Genomic DNA, 18442 nt, shown 5'->3' on the forward strand with positions numbered 1-18442 from the left:
CCCGAGTTCACGCGGGCGCATGCCACCCGCAGGCACCGTTCTCCTCTGTGTCTGCCGCGCTGCTGCCTGCGACCATGCGGTGCGGCTTCCGGCTGCCACGCGGTGGCGACAGCGTTGCGCCCGCGTACACCGTCGCGACCCTGGCGACGGCGCTGGATGTCTCAGAGCGCGTCGTTCGCAACGCGATCGCTCGCGGTGAACTCCGCGCGGTCAAGCGCGGTTCGCGCTGGTACATCGCCCCCGACGCCGTCGAGGCGTGGACGCACGACGGCGCCGACGTGTCACGAGCGACCCGTCGATTCGGTCGGGACCGTTCCCCCCTTGCCACGACCTTCGCCCAGATCGACGACCGGCCCCAGCGGTCGGCGTAGCATCGGCGGCTGTCGTGAGCGTGCATCGCAAAGGTGCGAAGTGGGTGGTCCGGTAGACGGTCGTCTCGTTGCCAGTCGCGCCGCCGGCCCGGTCAGCGGTTCAGCAGCCCCAGCTCCGACGCGCGCCGCGCGGCCTCCGTGCGTGTGCGGCAGCGCAGCTTGGCGAGGATGTTGCGCATGTGCATGTCGACCGTGCGGGTGCTGAGCACGAGGCGCTCGGCGATTTCGCGGTTGGTCAGTCCGCTCGCGGCGAGCCGCATCACCTCGAGCTCGCGGCGCGAGAGGCCGCCCTGCTCATGGGTGGCGGCGGCTCGCCGGCCGAGCTGGTCCTCAAGCGACGCGCCGAGCGCGACGACCTCGGCGGCGATGGCGGCGGCGAGCGGTGCCGCGCCCAGCATGCCGGCCGTGCGATGGGCCGCGGACAGGCGCTCTAGCGCGGTCTCGCGCTCGCCGGCCGCGGCCAGCGCCACACCGGCCCGCAGCAGGATCTGCGCCCGCTCGTACGGGATGTCGAGTCCCTCATGGAGCTCGACCGCACGGCTCAGCTGCTGGGCGGCTGCTCCTCCGTCACCCTCGGCGAGCGCGATCTCGCCCAGCGCGTGGGCCAGGGCGGCGAGCGCCTCGTGGTGGCCCGCCGCGGCGATGGCCGACAGCGCCTCGGCGCATGCCCGGGCATCGGCGGCCTCGCCGTTGCAGGCCAGCCAGGACGCCGACCAGCGCAGGCCCCAGACCGCGTAGTGACGATCCTGGCTGCGCGACCAGCGGTCGAGCACCAGTCGGCACAGCTCGTGCGTGCGACCGCGGTCGCCCTCGGCGTCTGCGAGCCAGGCGAGGGCCGCCGCGCTGTCACAGAGCATCGAGACGACGTCGAGGCGGGTCGCCGTTTCCAGGCAGCGGACCAGCAGCCGCCGCGCCTCGTCGCTGTGACCGCGCCAGGCGAGGACCGCGCCAAGCACGCCGTCGGCGACGAGCGTCGCGTCCGGCGTCTCGCCCTCCGCAATCAAGTTCCCGCACAACTGCTCGACCTGGTCCCAGTCGCCGAGCTCGCGGAGCACGTAGGCCATGCAGCTCAGGCACGTCTGCTCGAGGCCCTCGCCGCCGCGCAGCTCGCACAGCCCGATCGCCGTCCCGAGCGCCTCGCGCGCGCTGGCGTAGTCGCCGGTCACCTCGTGCGCCGTGCCGAGCCGCTGGTAGACCTCGGCGGCCTCGAGCGTGAGCCCGTGCTCGAGGGCGAGCGCGAGCCCGGCGCGGATGGTCGCGATCCCCTCGTCGAAAGCGCCGAGCTTGGCCCGGGCGACGCCCTCCAGGCCCATCGCCCGCGCGCGCAGGTCGGTCCGCTCGGCGCGGATCGCCTCCTCGCCGGCCTGGCGCGCCGTCGCCGCGGCCTCGTCATGGCGGCCGGCGCTCTGGAGATAGGCGGCGGCGACGAGCCGCTCGGCCGCCGCCTCGCCCGGCAGGCCGTTGGCCGCATAGGCCTCGGCGGCCACGCGGCGGGCGGCCAGCGCCGACGGCCGATCGCCCTGCAGCGCGTAGATCCCGGCGATGCGGCGCTCGGCGTCGGCCAGCGCTCGCCCGGCCCCGTCGGCGCGGCGCGCCGCCACGACCTCGCGCTGCGCTCGCGCAGCCTCGCTGAAGTCGCCGGCGAGTTCGGCGTGGACTGCGTACTGCTCGACGACCGCGAGGCGCTCCGGGCCGCGCTCGCCTTCGGGCCACAGCTCGAGGACCTGCAGCCCGAGGCGCGCCGCGTCGCGATGCGCGTGGACGGCGACGCGGCCGTCGATCGCATCGAGGAGCGCCTCGAGAGCGCGCGGGGTGTCGCGTGCGGCGAGCCAGTGGGTCGCGACCTCGGCGGGATCGTGGCCGCGATCCGCGAGAGCCTCGGCAAACCGGCGGTGCAGGGTGCGCCGGCGCAGCCACGGCACGTCGTCGTAGATCGCCTCGCGCGTCAGCGGCTGGCGGAACCGCGCGCGCCCCGGCTCGGTCTCGACCAGCCGCCTGTCAGCCAGCAGCTCGGCGAGGCCCTGCTCGCCCTCCATGCCGGCGAGGAGGTCGAGGTCGACGACCGGGCCCGCGACCGCCGCGACCTCCGCCGCGGACCGCGCGCCGTCCGACATCTCCGTCAGGTGGACGAGCACCGCGTCGCGCACCGTCTGGGGCAGGGGCACGTCGAGGTCGAGGTCGAGATCGGTGCCGTCAGGCGCGTCGCGCAGCCGGTCGGAGGTGCGCAGGGCGGCGGTGAACTCCTCCACGAGGAACGGCACGCCGCCGGACCGCTCGTGCAACGTGCCGGCGAGTCGCGCGGACGGCGCCGTCCCGAGCACGTGCTCCACCAGCGCGGCGGTCTCCTCCAAGCTCAGCGGCTCGAGCGCGATCTCGTCCAGCACGCGCTCGCGGCGCAGGTCGTGACGCAGCCGGCGAAGCGGGTGAGAGCGAGCCAGCTCGTCGGACCGGTACGCGGCGACGACGAGCAGCGGCAGCTCAGCCAGCGTCGGGGCGACCATGGCCAGGAACTCGAGGGTGGCGGCGTCTGACCACTGAAGGTCGTCGAGCAGGATCGCGACCGGGCCGCGGCCGGCCATCGCAATCAGGCCGCAGCGGATCGCCTCGTAGAGCGTGGCACGATCGTCGCTGGCCCGCGCCTCGCCGAGCTCGGGCAGCAGCACCGCGAGATGGGCCTTCAGCGGGCCGCAGGCGCTCAGCGCGCCGGGCTCGAGGCGCAGGAACCCCCGGATCGCGGTCGTCAGCGGCCCGAATGGCGAGCCCCCCGGCATCGCCACCCCGCGCACGAACGTCGCATCGGGCGCGGCCGCGAGGACCTCCTCCGCCAGCCGCGTCTTGCCCGACCCGGCCTCGCCGGAGAGGAGGATCAGCGAACCGTGCCCGGCGAGCGCGTCGGCGAGCGCGGCCTGAAGCCGCGCTCGCTCGCTGCGCCGGCCGATCAGACCGTCGGTCACGGCGCGAGTCTAATCCGGTGATCGGGGCGCGTCAGCCTCAGACGGGCAGGTCGCGCGGGCCCGACGCGTCGAAGGTCGCCGAGACCTCGGCGACGAGATTGGCGGGAAACCCGCCGCAGCGGGCGTGCTCGAGGACGTCCTCGATGTTCTCGGCGTCGTGCACGCAGTAGATCTTGTCGCCGGCAACATAGCTGTGCCGCCACGTGTACGGCCGGCTCAGACCGGCGACGACGTCGTTGGACGTCGCGGTGATTCCGCGCAGTTCCTCCTCGGTGAGGGAGCTCGCGCCGGGGATCTCGCGTTCGATGAGGTAGGTGGGCATAAGGGCCTCCTGGAGGTCGGGGGTTGGTGTCGAGACCGACCGTACGGCGTGTTGTGGCGGGCGTCATCCGCAGGACTGCCGTAGTGCGGGCGAGGCGTTGCCGTATTGCGTGACGCCATCAGCACCGAGGACCCGGACCACCCAGGAGCTTCACGCACGCCGATGAGCAGCCGGCCTCCGAGGGTGTTGACGAACGACGCGACTCGAACCCCCGACCTCCACGAGCGATGAGTTCACGCGAGAGGGCAGGTCTCTACCGTCATGAGCGAGCGAAAAGTAGTACTCAAGATGGTCCTGTCCCTCGACGGTTTTGCCACGTCCCTCGACGGGACCCATGAATGGATGTTCGAGTGGTTTGGCGACGACTCGAACGAGCGAAGCCTCCGGGCGCTCCAGGAGGCCGGCGTCCACGCGATGGGCCGCCGCAGCTACGAGATCATGGGCCCGCACTGGGCCGCGTCGGCGGGGCCGATCGCCACGGCGATGAACGACAAGCCGAAGGCCGTCTTCTCCCACACCCTCGAAAAGGCGAATTGGGGACCGGCCGAGATCTTCGGCGGGGACCTGAGCGCGGGCATCGCGGACCTGAAGGCCCGGGACGACGAAGGGACGGTCCTGGTCCATGGTGGTCCTGACTTCGGCAAGTCGCTGACGCGCCTGGGCCTCGTCGACGAGTTCCAGCTGTCGACGGTCCCGATTGCGATCGGCGCAGGCCGCAGCCCATTCGCGGACCTCAACGAGCACCTCAAGCTCGAGGTCGTCGATGAGCAACGCTTCCGAAGCGGAGCCCTCGCGCAGATCCTGGTGCCGAAGCGATGACCGACAGCCCGCGCGCGAGTGGCAGCGACGCGGGCGTAGATCGGTCGGATCGCTCTCTGTCGCGTGCCTCGAGGCGAAACTACGCGTGCCGCTTCTCCTCTCGCGTGCACGCGGATGCAGAAGCGGGGGGAAGCGATCGGTCGGTCGGTGCGATGGCGCGGGCGCTGTCGTCGTCGGTTGCTGGGGTAGCCTCGGGCGCGTGGAAGCCGGCGCGCGCGAATGGGAGTTGGACGTGCGCGCACCAGAGGCCCGTCCGATCTTCGCGCAGGTGCCGCGCGCCGTCGCCCAGGCAGAGGCGCTGAATCGTCTTCCCTACGCCGATCAGGACGCGATCCGGGCCGCGTGGGCGGAACTGACGAACAGCGAGCCCGACCCGACGTTCCGGCTGATTCCGCCGGTCTACTCAGACCAGGGCATCAACATTCGCGTCGGCCGCGACGTCTTCATCAACCACAACTGCACGCTCAACGACATCGGCGGCATCACCATCGGCGACGAGGTGTTCATCGGGCCCCGTGTCAGCCTCATCAGCTCGGGCCACCCCATCGACCCGGCGCGGCGACGGAGTCACATCACAGCTGGCCCGATCGTCATCGAGCGCGGCGTGTGGCTGTGCGCAGGCGCGACCGTCCTGCAAGGTGTGACCGTCGGGGAGGACACGGTCGTCGCCGCGGGTGCGGTGGTGACGAGCGACGTCCCGGCCGGCGTGGTGGCCGGCGGCGTCCCCGCGAAGGTCCTTCGACCTGTCGCGGCCGATGACCGCGCCTGACGCGCCAGTGGCCCGCCTCTGGATCGCGGCTGGCGAGCAATGTGACCCGGGGCGGTTGAACCATGTTCTCCGAGGGAGCGATGAGTTCACGCGAATCGAGCACCTCGGCGCCCATCGACTCGCACCGTTCCGGTCGCTTCGTCGCCCCCGATTCAGCGAGCTGTCAGGACAGGCACACACTTGCACCCGCTTGAATGCGGCCCTGGCGGCGCGATCGGGCGAGGGGGTTTGGGCCGTCTCGTCGACTAGGATGCGTGCCCTTCGACCGTCCGAGCGCGACCGAGCTCCTGTCGCAGATCGCGTCTGATCCCGACGCGCTGGCCGCACTCCGGCGGCTCGTGGACTTGGAGACTGACCGGACCGCGCCCGCGTATCGGGAGGGAGATCGGAACCGGTCGCGCAGCTTCGGCCGCAAGGGCGATGCGGAGCGTTTCGACATCGAGGTCTCGCGCCGGAGGGAACTTGGTGTTCTTGGTTCCCTCGACGGTGGGCGGAAGACGCTCGACGAGTTCGTCACCCAGACCTGGGCGCCGAGCCACGGCGTGACGCTCGCGCCGAACGCGCAAGCACTACGCGAGCCTGTACGACAATCACATCGCGCCGACGCTCGGCCCGCTGCAGCTCCGCGAGATCCGTGCCGAGACGATCGCGCTGGCAGGCCGACCGGCTCGCCGCCGGCGCCGGGCCCACGGCGGTCCGCCAGGCGCTCGACCTCTCCTAGGCTCGGTCCTCCAACGCGCCGTCGAAGCCGAGCGCATCGCCGCGAACCCCGTCCGGCTCGTTCGCCGTGCGCGCCTTCCTCGCCGCGAGGAGGTCCGGCCGCTTGGCGCCGACCGCCGTCGAGCGGATGCGCGCGCTCCGGCCCGGCGACGCTCGCGCTCCGGTGGGACGACATTCGCGACAACACGCTCCTCATCGAGCGCGCGCTCTCCGTCGGCGAGGACGCCGACACCAAGACCACCGCGCACCGCACCGTCCGGCTCCTCGCGCCCCTCCGCTCCGATCTCACCGCGTGGCGACGCGCCTGCGGCCGTCCGCCGGGGACGCGCTCGTGTTCCCCAACCACCGCCGCGGCGCGTGGACCGAGCCGGCCTACCAGTCCTGGCGCCGCCGCTCCTTCGACCGAGCACGCAACGCGGCCGACATCGACCAGGCCACGCCCTACACGCTGCGCCACAGCTTCGCGAGCCTGCTCCTGCACGAGGGCCACAGCGTCATCTACGTTGCCCGCCAGCTCGGCCACGACGCCCGCAGCGTCATCTACGTTGCCCGCCAGCTCGGCCACGACGCCCGCCTCACGCTCATGCGGTACCGGCACGTCATCGACGAGCTCGAAGACCAGCCCCAGATCCCCGCCGCGTAGGCGATCCGCGAAGCCCGTTCCCGCTCCGTTGCCCACCGCGCGTCCGAGCCGACCACCAACAGCACTCTGGAAACGAAGAAACCCCGCAACGGCGGGGCTTCAACGCGAGTGGAGCTAGGGGGACTCGAACCCCCGACCTCCTGGGTGCGATGCAAGGAGACTGCGCGCCCAGAATCGCCTATTTGCAGGGCTTTTAGAGGTGCTCGTCGGCGGTTGAGAAGCGGCGTATTGCCGCGGATTACCGCCGATTCTCGGGGTTCCAGGCACTCGCGGCGTTCCAGTGCCTGGGCGCCCAGTGCCTGACGGAACCGCGACCGCGGGGCCAGAGCGGGTCGCCAGGTTCGGCAGGCTGCGCCTAGGGTACTTCCGAACTGTATAAGCGCGACTCGCAAGCAGAATGCAACAGTGGTGATGTACCATCATGGTATACTTCCTATGCGGAAACTCACTTTCTGAGCCGAGGTCTGCGTGCCTGATGTACCGAGACTGAAGGGACTTGGCCCCAGGAATCGGGAGCGTCTGGTGGTATTGCATCGCGCGCTCTCAGGCCCGTTCACGGCGGAGGACGCCGCTGCGGTGCTGGAGGTTCCTCGAGCTGAGGCGGCCCGTATTGCGGGGTACCTCGCGTCGAAGGGCTGGTTGAGTCGCGTACGCCGAGGCCTGTTCACCGTGGTTCCGCTCGAGGCCGAGGTCCCCGAGGCTTGGCGTGCCGACCCCTGGCTGGTGGCCGCTCGCGTGTTCGCACCGTGCTACATCGGCGGTTGGAGCGCCTGCGAGCACTGGGGTCTGACGGAGCAGCTGTTTCGCTCGGTGCTCGTCGTGTCGGCCACGCCGCAGCGTCGCGCTCGGGTGGCCGTTCAGGGCACCGAGTTCCGGGTCGTGACCCGCCGGCCGGAGGTGCTCTTCGGCACACGCAAGGTCTGGCGTGGCCGCGAGCGAGTCGACGTGTCCGACCCGACCAGGACGATCGTCGACGTGCTGGACGATCCGTCAATCGGAGGCGGCATCCGAAACGTCGCCGACATTCTCGATGAGTACCTCTCGGGAGAGCACCGGGACGACAAGCTGCTGATCAGCTACGCCGACCAGTTGGGTAATCGGACCGTGTTCAAGCGCCTCGGCTATCTCCTCGAGGCGCTCGGGAGCGACGCGTCCGATCTCATCGAAACCTCCCTAGCGCGCCGGAGCGCCGGCCTCGCCAAGCTCGATCCCTCGATCGACAGCGCTGGGCGGATCACCAAGCGGTGGGGCCTCCGCGTCAACGCGCAGATCCGGACTGTGGCCAGCGCATGATCCCGCGCGCCGCGATCGACCAGCGCGTGCGCGAGTGGGGCTTGCGGCATGGCGTCGTCGAGAAGGACTACGTGCTGGGCTGGTTGCTGTGGGGCATCGGCGGCCATCCGGTGCTCGGCCGGTCATGGATCTTCAAAGGCGGCACCTGCCTGAAGAAGTGCTACATCGAGACCTACCGCTTTTCCGAGGATCTCGATTTCACGATCATCGACGGCGGTCCCATCGACCCGGCCGACGTGGCACCCCTGCTCGCCGAGGTGCTCGCCAGCGTGTCCGATGGGTCGGGCATCGACTTTTCGGATCGGCAGCCGACGCTCAAGGCGCGCAGGCAGCCAGGATCGGTCGAGGGTCGCGTCTACTATCGCGGACCGCTCGCGGCGCCGGCGGTCGCCTCGGTCAAGCTCGACCTCTCCGCCACTGAGCTCCTTGCGCGCGAGCCGGAACGGCGGCCGATCGCACATCCGTATGCGCCCGACGAATCGCTGCCCGAACCGGCCGATGTCGCCTGCTACGCCTTCGAGGAGGTCTTCGCCGAGAAGCTCCGCGCGATGGGCGAGCGATCCCGACCACGAGACCTCTACGACATCGTCAATCTCTACCGGCGCGACGACCTGCGCATCCGAAGAGACGACATCCACGCGATCCTCGTCGAGAAGTGCGCGCACAAGGGCATCGGCGTCCCGACGCTCGCAAGCATCGACGCCTCCGGCCTCGTGCCCGAGCTTGAGTCCGAGTGGGAGAACATGCTCGGTCACCAGCTACCGGCGCTGCCGCCGTTCGAGCAGTTCTGGGACGCCTTGGGCGACCTCTTCCGCTGGCTGGACGGTGCCGAGATCGCGCCGGCGCTAGCGCCGCTCGGCACCGCTGCTAACGAGGACGTGCTCTGGACCCCGCCCCCAACGGTTGGCGTCTGGGGAACCGACATCCCGCTCGAAGAGATCCGCTTCGCAGCCGTCAACCATCTCTGTGTCGAGCTCGGCTACCAAGGGAGCACGCGCCTCATCGAGCCGTACTCCCTGCGCCGCACCCGTGACGGGAACCTCGTCCTGCATGCGCTTCGGCATGAGTCGGGGGAGCACAGGTCCTATCGCGTCGACCGGATCCAAAGCGCGCACGCGACGAGCGTCCCGTTCACGCCGACCTACGCCGTCGAGTTCAGCTCAGCAGGCCCACTCGCCGCGCCGCCATCGACGCGCCGATCGACGACGGCGACCCGTGCTCCACGTCATCGACGAACGACCCGAACTGGCCCCGTCTACGTGATCGAGTGCCCCCTCTGCGGCAAGCGCTTTGACCGCACGACCCATAGCCGGAAGCTCAACGCCCACAAGAATCCGTACGGGACTCGATGCCCGGGACAGGGCCGAACCGGCTACCTCGTCGACACGCGTTGGTAGCGACGCTGCTCCATTCCCGCATCCTCGAGAGCCCTAGTAGGCCAGCAGCGAGGCGCCAGGGAATGGATCGGCGCGCGGGGGCACGACGTAGAATCCGCCCGCGCGCAGGCTCATCAGCTGGATCGCCGACGGACCTCCCGGCCCGCCGAAGTTGACGTCGCCGAGCCACCCCGCTAGTCCGAGCACCTGCTGGAGCTGCTCGAGATCGTTCTGGAAACTGACGAAGTTCAGTCCGAGCCGCGCGCCGTCGGCAGTGATGTCCTCCAGGTACTCGTAGCCCTGGCGGAAAATCCGGTGACCCGCGTGGGTGGAACCGGCCGCGCGGTTCTGGTTTACGCGATGGATGTGCGACATCTCGATCACGGGTTCGCCCGTCTCGGGCGGGTTGAAGAACGCGTCGCGGTCTGCCCAGGACGCGTCGTCGCCGGGCGGGTGGTCTAGACCGCTGCCCAGCGGGCAGCCGGTCAGTTTGGCGCGGCCGACGATCGCCTCCTGTTCGGCGACGCCGAGCGCGCGCCAGGCGCCTAGGTCGACTTGCAGGCGCAGGAACGCTAGGTACGTCCCGCCGCGATTCCAGTCCGGATCGCCTGGGCAGGAGACGGCGGCGAGCCGCTGGCTGGGCTCGATGTTGCTGACGCCATCGTGAAAGCCGATCCAGCTGCGGCCGTCGTCGCGCTGGAACCCGTCGTAGGTGCCGACGGCGTGCAGCGGCAGGAGGACGTCGCCGATCAGCTTGGTGATCTCGACCGCCGCCCGGTCGACTGCTTGCCGGCTGATGCCCGTCAGCTGCACGAGCAGGTCGCTCTCGCCGCCGTGTCCAGTGGGGCTCTCTCCGTTCCAGGTCAGCGACGGGAACGCCGGGCCGTCGCGGCGCAGCGCGACGAGGTGGCGTGGCCGCGTGGCGGTGATCCATGTGGTGAAGAACGACGCGCCGTAGCCGAGCAGGAACGTGAACGTGTTGGCAGGGACGGTCGCGTGGCCGGCGAGGTCGCGCATGCGACCCTGCTGGAGGTCGCGGAGCATCTCCGTCACCCGGGCGAGTGCGTCGTGCGCGGCGCCGCGCGGCGCCCCCTCGTCGAGGTCGAGGAAAACCACTCGCCAGGCGGGCGGCGGCGGGACATCGCGCTCGAGATAGATGCCCTCCTGCAAAGTCACGGCGCGCTTCCCGGCAGGCCCGTGCGCAGGTAGACGGTCAGCTGGACCAGCGCGGCGAGCTGCCCGCCATGGCGCAACCGCTCGCCAGTGCGCCGCACGACGAGATCACTCAGCGCGAAGTCGGCGTCGGGCGGAAGCGCGAACGTCAGGCGCTGGTGACGCGGTAGGCCGTCGGGCGCGTCTTCTGCGGTCACGCCGCGACCGAACTCGAACCACGACGCCGGGATGTCGGTGCCGTCGGGCTGAGCGAGTGCATGGTGCTCGACGCTGTGGATCACAATGCCGACCGGGTCGTCGATGCCGATCGCCCGCCGCTCCGTTGCCAACCGCGTTACGCGCTCGACGACCAGCGGATCACTGTTGCGGCCATCGGTGGCGCTCGCGTGCAGCTCCCGGATCGCCTCCGAGCCCGACGGGTAGCGCGTACGCCCGGTAAGGGCGTCCTCAACCAGCAGCGGGCGGGCCGCGCTGAGTACCAGGTTGACCAGCGCGGCCAGCGTGTTGTCGCGGTGGATCAAGCAGCAAACGGCGTCGGTCCCGTTGTTGTAGGGGCTGACCGGCGCGGCGTCCTCAACGGGCAGCATCGTCCGCGCGAACGCCGCCGCCCGCGCCTCTGCAGTCGCGGCAGACGGGTCCCCCAGCGCACCGTACACGTGCTCAGGCGCCACCTCGTCGATGCCCGCGAACCCGGCGATCAGCGCCCGCGAGCGATCCGGCTCGTGTGCGGCCAGCACCTGCCAGTACTCCCGCAGCTCGGTCGTCAGCTCGATCCGGCAGATGGCGTCGCCCTCCCTCACCACGCGCCACTCCAAGTACTCCTCCTGGTGACGCAGTCGCCCCTCCGGGAGGTCCATCTGGACCAGCGCCTCGCCGGTCCCTAGTTCGGCTGCGATCCGTGCAGGGAACGACGGCCAATCGGGGGCCCGGATCTCGGTCGCGACGGCCGGATCGGTGGTCAGCCCTTGCGGGACGTGCGCCTCGACGCCGCGCTTGAGCGTGTCGGCGACAACCGCGTCCCACGCCGCGCGCCCGGCCGCGCCCAGCTCGTCGAGCCGTCCCGGCGCTTCCATGCCCTATCTACACGGCTTGGTGATCGGCTCTACCGTGCCCGGCAGCACCGCAGCGACGATGCGCACTCGCACGTGCTCGGCCAACTGCCCGCCCGTGGTGATCTTGTGGCCCTGCTTGACGATGTCGCCCACCACGTAGCCCCGCTCCTTCGGCACTTCGAAGACCGCCCGCACCGACCGCTCCGCGGTGCCGCGCGTCACCGTCCAGAACTGCTTGGCGTCGGCGTGGTCAGGCGTCTGGAGCCCCGCGCTCAGGAAGTCCCCCAAGAACAGGCCGGGCGGATCGGCCAGCGAGACTTCGGCGCCATCCGCCGCCTGGTTGTTGATGGCCATCGCGATCTGCGGGTCGCTGTTGCGATCGGGCCCACCCAATTGTCCGCAGCGCACCAGCTGCTTCTTATTGGTCACGCGGTGGCCATCGTCGTCCACGCGCACGACCGTCGCCTGCCCCGCGAGCGTGACCGCGGCGCCGAGGGTGTTACTGCCCTGAGAGAGGTGGACGATCGTGCCGTCGCCGGCCCGGTTGAAGGGGTTGAGCGGGTTGAGGTTGCCGTCCTGACCGCGTACTCGGGCGAGGTCGATCGGACGGCCGGCCAACTCCGCGTAGAGCTGCTCGAACCGCGCCGTGTCGGCTTGCAGCAAGTGGTCATAGTAGTCCGGCGTCTCGGTCGTAAATGTGACGCGGATCACGCGCCCGGCGTCGTCACGTGTGACCGCCCACTCGCAGTACTCGTCCTGCGCCTCGCGGTCGTCGGCGGCCTGCCAGCGCTGCTCGTCCGTGCCACCCTGCTGGTCCAGCGTCCCCGGGAACGCCGGCCAGGGGACGACAGCGCTCGTCGCGTCCGATGCCGTGGACTTCTCGGTGGGGTCGTAGAACTGCGGCAGCGGGCCAGACCCGTCCTGGACCTCTTGAAAGAGGCCCGACACGCGAGGGCTCCACTGCTTGCGCGCGTCTGCGGACAGGTCGTCCGGGCCGGCTGGCGGGCTGAACGTGGTGAGCTTGGCCATGGGTGCCTCCGTCAGGCTTCGAGAACGGTCCCGTCGAGACGCATGCTGCGCGCAGCGTCGGGGACGTTTGTGCGGGGGAACAGCAGCGGGAACTCGCGGACGATCGGCGTTGCCACCTTCGCTCGGCGCCGGCGGGTCTCGGCCAGGCGCATGTAGGCGTCGAAGCCATCCTGCGTTGTCACCCGCCCGACGACCGCCGCGTAGTAGGACACCAACAACGTATTGAACGGAGCGGTAAAGACCTCGCCGACCGCCCAGCGGTCGGCGAACTCGCGCTCGGGACTGCCCTCGGGCGTACCCGGCGCGGCGCCGAGGATCGCGTTGGCCATGTCCTGTGAGAACGTGCTCGCCCCACCCGCGACAACAGCCTGCGTGGGCACGTGGTCCAACAGCCTGCGGCGGCGGTCGGAGTAGATCGGGTTTGGGAAGTCCACCATCAACAGCGCGGCCGCCAGGCGCGGCGTTAGCAGACCGATCCGCAGCGCCTCGCGAAGCGCGACATCGTCCTCGAGCGCGCGCTCGGGGACGAAGAAGGCGAAGTGCGTGTCGCCCGCCTGGTGAAAGCGGTTGCCGTCGTCGAGGGCGAACTCGAACCTCCTCAAGCTCTCCTTGTAGATGTCTGTCGGGACGGTGAACGCAGGCGGTCCCTGGAGACCGACCGCATTGGCGAGCGCCTCCTCACTGACAAAGAAGCTCGCTGGAAGCGTCACGCCGCCGGTACCCGGGTCCTGGCTCTCGGCGCGGCTGGAGACGAGGTTGACCGTCGGCGTGTCGAGCACCTGCAGCAGGATGCGACCGGGGTCCGCGACGGTGCCGCCGTCGGCGAGGATCTGGTCGAAGCGCGCGCGGCCCCAACGCTCGATGGCGGGTATCGCGACGTTGACCTCACAGTTCTCGGCGCCCTGGGCGCCGGTGAACCACGGGTGGTCGCGCCGCGGATCGCCCGCGCCGAACACAATCGTGCCGTCGATGTCAGCCTCGAACGACTTCCAGTTGTTCCAGGGGATCCGCAGCTCCTTCATAAGCATCGTCCCGCTGGCATGGCTCTCGAACGGGCCCTTGCCCTGGGTCGGGTCGGCCAGTGCGTGGCGCGAGTTGCCCGCATGCACCCACGCAGCCTCGTCCCCGACGGTGCGGTAGTAGTTGAACCCGCCCCGTACGCGGTCCCATGCCATCAGCTCGACGTCGCCGCCGGCTGGATCGAACACGCTGATGATCACGTCAGGCCCGTCGGGCCCGGCGCCGCCGGTTGCTACGACGAAGCGCATGTCGCGGTCGGCAGAGGCCCCGGACGGCAGCTGACTGCCCTCGCCGAGCACGAACGGCTGGACATCGGCGCCGAGCGGGTCGCCGGCCGGCGCGGCGGCCTTTAGTGCCGCCATCACCGCCTCGCCCGTGCGCGGAAGGGTCCCCTTCAGCAGCACGAGCGTCGCGAACGGATCGCCCAACTCGGCCGTCGCCTCCGTCGTCGTGAGGGTCCGCGGCTCGGTGTCCTCTCCCACGATGAAGCGGTTGATCGCGTCGGGGTCGAGGCCTCCGAGGCCAAAGAACACTCCACAGCTGGTGTCCGTCACGGTCCCGCTCACGTCCGTACTCCTTTATCGCCTCGTGCCTCGCCGAGCGCGAGATGCGGCGTCAGCTTATGCGCATTTAGTTATCGATGGGGAAATTTTCTCGCGCACGATCGTAATGTCAGCGCGTGGGAGGCCGGCGGTGTGCTCGGCGCGATAAGCGAGTAGCTCGTCAAGCGGCACAGAAGCGCGTCAAACGTCCTATTCATCAATCAGTGATGGATCGCAGACGGATGGCCTATACCTCGCCGACCGGCAGCGTTGTCAACCTCGTCACCTGCTCCGCCGACTCAGCGCGCGACATCGCCGTCGCGATCATGCGTCCTGCGTCAACATCCTTCCGCCCGTGCATTCGGTCTATCGCTGGGCGGCAAGACCGAAGTCGACGAGGAATCCCTGTTGGCCGACGGTGGTGACCGCTGCAATCGCGGACCCTCGCACACGACCGCGCGTAGCCTCCAAGGCGGCGAGGGCGTAGCCGCGATGCGCGCATGCCCGGTCGTGGACTCAGCGAGCATCCCCTTCGACAAGTGGTCACCGAAGAAGGGAGAGCGGTATGTCCACCAACGTGAAGGCGCGGCCCGGTCGTCGTCGGGTCGAGCGCGGGATCTACGAAATACCCAATGGCAAGTACATGGTCTGCTTCATGGTCGCCGGCAAGCCGAGATTTCGCGTCGTGGGCCTCGACTTAAAGGAGGCCCGCGGTCAACGCGAGGCGCTGATGCAGGCTGCCAAGCGAGGGGAGGTCCCGGTCGCGACGAGCCTCCGTCTCAGCACGGTCGTCGATCGCTGGCTGGTGCGCTACGAGACGCGCGTCGCTGCCGACCTACGCCGGTCGCGCACTTTGGAAGCTCATCGCTACTACCTCGACCGGCACCTACTCCCGCGTCTCGGCCGCCGCAGGGTGTCGGCGATCACCGTCGATGACACCTGCGACGTGATCGACAGCATGCGGGTGGCTGGCTGTTCGGAGAGGCCGACTGGCAACGCGCTCGCGATGCTGCACAGCGCCCTGCGCTTCGCCAAGCGCCACGGGTGGATCGTCGACGACCCGATCGCCAAGCTCGAAGCAGACGAGCGACCGCATCCCCAGCCTCGGCGCCAACGGGTGCTGGGTCGTGAGGAAGTCGTCCGGTTGCTGGCCTGTACCGCCGACCAGTATCGACCGTTGGTCGCGACGGCGTTGTTCACCGGGATGCGTATCTCGGAGCTGTTGGGTCTGCTTTGGGAGAACGTCGACTTCGGCGCGGCGACCATCCATGTACGCGCACATTGCGGAGTTCAAGCTTGCCGACTGGGCGCCGCGAGGGAACGCCATGCGTCAACGCCAGGCCTTCAAGGACTACCTCGCCGCAGACCGATCTGGTCGCATTGCGGAGCTGTACGTCCTTGGGCCGCGGCCCATCCGCTTCTTGACCCGGACAAAGGCAAAGGCCGGATGGGGGCTGGATCGGGCGCCGGCCGTGCGGGAGCTCTTTGAGGAGCGTTTCGGGTCCTTGGACCAATCGATCGGCGAGTTCGTCCAAGGCGCAGGTTCCCACGTTGACATCATCGACTTGGAACAGCGTCTGCCGGCGACGTTCACCCAAAAACTGACCCGGTGCTTCTAGCTGACCGGGCGGTGCTCGAGAACTGCCTGTCCGGTCTGGTTCAGGGCGGCCAAGCCCTCCGGGGTCGCCAATACGACGGCGACACCCAGCCGCTCGAGGATGTCTGATCGACGGGAACCGACCTCGTTGTCGACGACCACCACTAGTCGGTCGTCTGGCTGGCCGTACTCAAGGCGGTACTCGAGGAGCTGGGCGAGCGCGCCACGGCACTGAGACGTCTCGTTGCTTTCGTTGATGGTCTTGGCCTCGAAGATCACGCTCTCGCCGACCGGGCTTTGTCCGCGTAGATCGATCGCGGCGGGAATCTCCTCGAGCGCGCTCCATCCTCGACGGTCCAAGGCCGTGTGGAGATGCGCCAGGAGTTGATGGTGTCCTTGTTGCGCCTTCTCTCGAAGCGCCCGCGCCTCGGAGTCATCGCCACCGAACCCAGATGCTGACGTCGCCGGCGCTCGCGAGAGATCGAACGGTCGCGCGCGCCGCGCGACCACACGTGGATCGCGGCTACCGCCGAAGGCTCCGCCCTCATCAGCCACCGCGAACTCCCTAACGACGGCGTACAGCGCATCGCGCGTCGCCTTCTCACCGACGGCGTTAGCGGTGCCCCGGGGCGCGGTGAGGCCGGGCACCGCGTGCGCGATCGGCGGCGGAACTGCGGCCAACGGCCGGACCGCGATTGCCCACGGCCAGCGCGTTGGGTCCCAAGGGTTGACAGGCGTACGCTCCGTTCCGCCCGAGGTCACCTCGAACAGACCAAGAACGACACTCTTGCGCCCGGCGCCGAGGGCGAAGACGTGGTCGCCACGACTCAGCGTCAACGACCGCTGGGTGAACCAGAGGTGCTGGGAATCGGCGGCGTTCCAATCGTCGCCGACCGGCTCGGTGCCGAGCCCTACCCCAGCCGTGAACACGCGCCCGTGCGGGTGTGAAGCGACGCCGAGCGGACCAGCTAGCCGCCATCGTCCCTTGCCGTCGACCTCGACGAGGTTGCCTCGCTCCTTGCACGTCGTGACCGCATAGTCGGCAAGCGTGCGGAGGTGGTAAGTCCGCGACGGCTTGACATACCGGGACACGACCGCGCGCTCTTCGTTGGTCCAGCCGCCTACCTCGAGCGCTCGATCGATGATGTCCACCCGTTGGGCCTCGCCGCCGAGCGCAGCCACGGCGCGCGTGACGTCGTCCGCCAAGTCTGACGGCTTGAGCGGCAGGATCCGAGCAGACACGTCATCGGAAGGGACGAGCATGACCGTACTCGAGCAGGTCGAGCGCCTCGACGACGAACCACCCCCCCGCCGCACCGCTGACCGGTCCCCCTGCGCCCGGCCAACTCGACGACCTCGTCCTCACCTACATCCGCTTCGTCAACGAGCCCGCCGGCCCGGTCGCCGTCAGCCGCGCGCTGGACCGCTCCTCCGGCGCAGGACCGCTCCTTCGGCGCTGGACCCCTCCTCCGGCGCGGTGGCCAACTGCCTCGCCCTCCGTGGGAAGGGCGAGAGATCAATCAAGTGCCGGGTCGCCAGGCCAGATCGCTCAGTCTCAACCCCGGGCCGGCGTCACACTGCAGCGATGATGTCGCAGCGTGCAGCAGAGACGGTGGCCGAGCTCGACGAGTGGGCGGCGGCACACCTCGCGTTCCTCGAGACGATCTGGCGTGAGTTCGCCGTGGACGCCAGCTGGCCTGAGGCGCCGAAGCTGACGCGACGGCTGTTCGGCACGGGGGTGCGGATGGACCTCGAGCAGACGGGGCGAGACATGCCGCCAGCGCTCGGGCGGTTCGATCCGCAGCATCAGCAGTTGATGCTCACCGTTCGCGGGCTCGCCTACCTAGCCGACGCCCGCTCTCTATGTGATCAATTCGTGCTGGTGCTCGCCGAGGCAGTCCGCCGCTATGGCACACCCGACGAAGAAGCCGTCGTCAGCTCTCAGGAGTTCGTCGATTTGTTGGCTATCGAGCCGGCTGACGCCCGGCGGCTCGAGGAGCTGTGCCGCATGGAGAGTTGGGCGCTGCTGGCGCAGGGCGGCGAGCTAGGCACGATGCGCTTCGGTCTGAGCGAGGCAGTGATCTTCGAGGTCGCCGACGCGAGCACGTTGGAGAACTACCTGGAAGCCCAAGCCGACGCATGGTGGCCAGATCTCGACGGGACGACGATAGGACGCTGGCAACCAGCCCAGTCATCCAGTAACGCCTCGCTCGCCGACCTCCAACGGCCAGAACGAGCGGCCTACGTCACCGATCATCTGCACCCACTCATCGCGTCCGCCGCAGCCGAGCTACTAGCTGGCGATCATCGCCGTGAGGCCGTCGAGCGTGCGGGCGTAGCACTGCAGGACGCTGTCCGTGAACGGGCCGGTCTCCCCGACGCCGACGGGGAACATCTGATGAACCTCGCCTTCACTCCAAAGCGACCGCGGCTCAGTGTCGGTGACCTGGAGACAGCAAGTGGCGCCAACGTCCAGCGCGGCGTCCATCTGCTGGCCCAGGGCATCATCGCGGCTATCCGCAACCCCACCGCCCATCGCCTCGTGGATCCCGGCCCGGCGGAGACGATGGAGCAACTAGCCATCCTGAGCTTCGTCGCCCGCCGACTTGAGCACGCGACTCTCATCGTTGAGCAGGATGGGTGATCTCAGCGAGAGTCAAAGCGAGTCCAGCCGACGGCAGTGAAGGCCGGGTACCCGCGGCTTCGACTCCGTACGGACGGGCCGGTCGGGTGCCTGCGTCTCCCGTGTGACACCTGGCAGC

At 69.5% G+C, this 18442-nt stretch carries 15 protein-coding genes; 8 read left to right on the plus strand and 7 right to left on the minus strand.

The window, feature by feature from the left end; all coding sequences use genetic code 11:
- Positions 1-47: 47 nt before the first annotated feature.
- On the plus strand, positions 48-371 hold the full coding sequence (locus VK501_RS04455) for a helix-turn-helix domain-containing protein (protein WP_324335055.1): 324 nt from the start codon (positions 48-50) through the stop codon (positions 369-371).
- A 92-nt stretch (positions 372-463) separates the two neighbouring features.
- On the opposite strand, the gene VK501_RS04460 is transcribed toward VK501_RS04455, so the two are convergent.
- Together VK501_RS04460 and VK501_RS04465 are read right to left on the minus strand one after the other, a co-directional pair.
- Positions 464-3325 carry a helix-turn-helix transcriptional regulator gene (locus VK501_RS04460; RefSeq protein WP_324335057.1) on the minus strand — a complete coding sequence of 954 codons (2862 nt, stop codon included), beginning with the start codon at positions 3323-3325 and terminating at the stop codon, positions 464-466.
- Between the two features lie 37 nt (positions 3326-3362).
- On the minus strand, positions 3363-3647 hold the full coding sequence (locus VK501_RS04465) for a DUF4242 domain-containing protein (RefSeq protein ID WP_324335059.1): 285 nt from the start codon (positions 3645-3647) through the stop codon (positions 3363-3365).
- A gap of 261 nt (positions 3648-3908) precedes the next feature.
- Between VK501_RS04465 and VK501_RS04470 the strand changes: the two genes are divergently transcribed.
- From VK501_RS04470 to VK501_RS04490, 5 genes are all read left to right on the plus strand, one after another.
- Positions 3909-4466 (plus strand): dihydrofolate reductase family protein, encoded by a 558-nt coding sequence (locus tag VK501_RS04470; protein ID WP_324335061.1) that lies wholly within the window; start codon positions 3909-3911, stop codon positions 4464-4466.
- 199 nt (positions 4467-4665) lie between these two features.
- Positions 4666-5235 (plus strand): sugar O-acetyltransferase, encoded by a 570-nt coding sequence (locus tag VK501_RS04475; protein ID WP_324335063.1) that lies wholly within the window; start codon positions 4666-4668, stop codon positions 5233-5235.
- Between the two features lie 1012 nt (positions 5236-6247).
- Positions 6248-6598, plus strand: coding sequence for a tyrosine-type recombinase/integrase (locus VK501_RS04480; protein WP_324335065.1), 351 nt, complete (start codon positions 6248-6250; stop codon positions 6596-6598).
- Between the two features lie 522 nt (positions 6599-7120).
- Positions 7121-7891, plus strand: coding sequence for a type IV toxin-antitoxin system AbiEi family antitoxin domain-containing protein (locus VK501_RS04485; RefSeq protein WP_324335067.1), 771 nt, complete (start codon positions 7121-7123; stop codon positions 7889-7891).
- Positions 7888-9288 carry a nucleotidyl transferase AbiEii/AbiGii toxin family protein gene (locus VK501_RS04490; protein WP_324335068.1) on the plus strand — a complete coding sequence of 467 codons (1401 nt, stop codon included), beginning with the start codon at positions 7888-7890 and terminating at the stop codon, positions 9286-9288. Before VK501_RS04485 ends, VK501_RS04490 begins: the two co-directional genes overlap by 4 nt.
- A gap of 33 nt (positions 9289-9321) precedes the next feature.
- Here VK501_RS04490 and VK501_RS04495 read toward each other — a convergent pair whose 3' ends face one another.
- The 4 genes from VK501_RS04495 to VK501_RS04510 all read right to left on the minus strand — a co-directional run bounded on the left by VK501_RS04495 (position 9322) and on the right by VK501_RS04510 (position 14107).
- Positions 9322-10443, minus strand: a complete 1122-nt coding sequence (locus VK501_RS04495; RefSeq protein ID WP_324335070.1) for a Dyp-type peroxidase — start codon at positions 10441-10443, stop codon at positions 9322-9324.
- A complete protein-coding gene (locus VK501_RS04500; protein WP_324335072.1) occupies positions 10440-11297 on the minus strand; it encodes a hypothetical protein in 858 nt (285 codons plus the stop codon). Before VK501_RS04500 ends, VK501_RS04495 begins: the two co-directional genes overlap by 4 nt.
- A 219-nt stretch (positions 11298-11516) precedes the next feature.
- Positions 11517-12521 (minus strand): hypothetical protein, encoded by a 1005-nt coding sequence (locus VK501_RS04505; RefSeq protein ID WP_324335074.1) that lies wholly within the window; start codon positions 12519-12521, stop codon positions 11517-11519.
- An 11-nt stretch (positions 12522-12532) separates the two neighbouring features.
- Positions 12533-14107, minus strand: a complete 1575-nt coding sequence (locus VK501_RS04510) for a hypothetical protein (RefSeq protein ID WP_324335077.1) — start codon at positions 14105-14107, stop codon at positions 12533-12535.
- A gap of 541 nt (positions 14108-14648) precedes the next feature.
- On the opposite strand from VK501_RS04510, the gene VK501_RS04515 reads away from it, so the two are divergent.
- Positions 14649-15572 carry a tyrosine-type recombinase/integrase gene (locus VK501_RS04515; protein ID WP_324335079.1) on the plus strand — a complete coding sequence of 308 codons (924 nt, stop codon included), beginning with the start codon at positions 14649-14651 and terminating at the stop codon, positions 15570-15572.
- 126 nt (positions 15573-15698) lie between these two features.
- On the opposite strand, the gene VK501_RS04520 is transcribed toward VK501_RS04515, so the two are convergent.
- Positions 15699-16943 (minus strand): hypothetical protein, encoded by a 1245-nt coding sequence (locus VK501_RS04520; protein WP_324335080.1) that lies wholly within the window; start codon positions 16941-16943, stop codon positions 15699-15701.
- A 349-nt stretch (positions 16944-17292) separates the two neighbouring features.
- On the opposite strand from VK501_RS04520, the gene VK501_RS04525 reads away from it, so the two are divergent.
- Positions 17293-18324: a TIGR02391 family protein gene (locus tag VK501_RS04525; protein ID WP_324335082.1), complete on the plus strand. Its 1032-nt coding sequence runs from the start codon at positions 17293-17295 to the stop codon at positions 18322-18324.
- Positions 18325-18442 lie beyond the last annotated feature (118 nt).

The sequence above is a fragment of the Baekduia sp. genome (assembly GCF_035318805.1).
GTDB lineage: Bacteria > Actinomycetota > Thermoleophilia > Solirubrobacterales > Solirubrobacteraceae > Baekduia.

Coding starts and splice junctions, on each gene's coding strand:
- VK501_RS04465 (WP_324335059.1), bottom strand. CDS start 3,647: ATGCCCACCTACCTCATCGAACGCGAGATCCCCGGCGCGAGCTCCCTC.
- VK501_RS04470 (WP_324335061.1), top strand. CDS start 3,909: ATGAGCGAGCGAAAAGTAGTACTCAAGATGGTCCTGTCCCTCGACGGT.
- VK501_RS04490 (WP_324335068.1), top strand. CDS start 7,888: ATGATCCCGCGCGCCGCGATCGACCAGCGCGTGCGCGAGTGGGGCTTG.
- VK501_RS04500 (WP_324335072.1), bottom strand. CDS start 11,297: ATGGACCTCCCGGAGGGGCGACTGCGTCACCAGGAGGAGTACTTGGAG.
- VK501_RS04505 (WP_324335074.1), bottom strand. CDS start 12,521: ATGGCCAAGCTCACCACGTTCAGCCCGCCAGCCGGCCCGGACGACCTG.
- VK501_RS04515 (WP_324335079.1), top strand. CDS start 14,649: ATGTCCACCAACGTGAAGGCGCGGCCCGGTCGTCGTCGGGTCGAGCGC.
- VK501_RS04520 (WP_324335080.1), bottom strand. CDS start 16,943: ATGCTCGTCCCTTCCGATGACGTGTCTGCTCGGATCCTGCCGCTCAAG.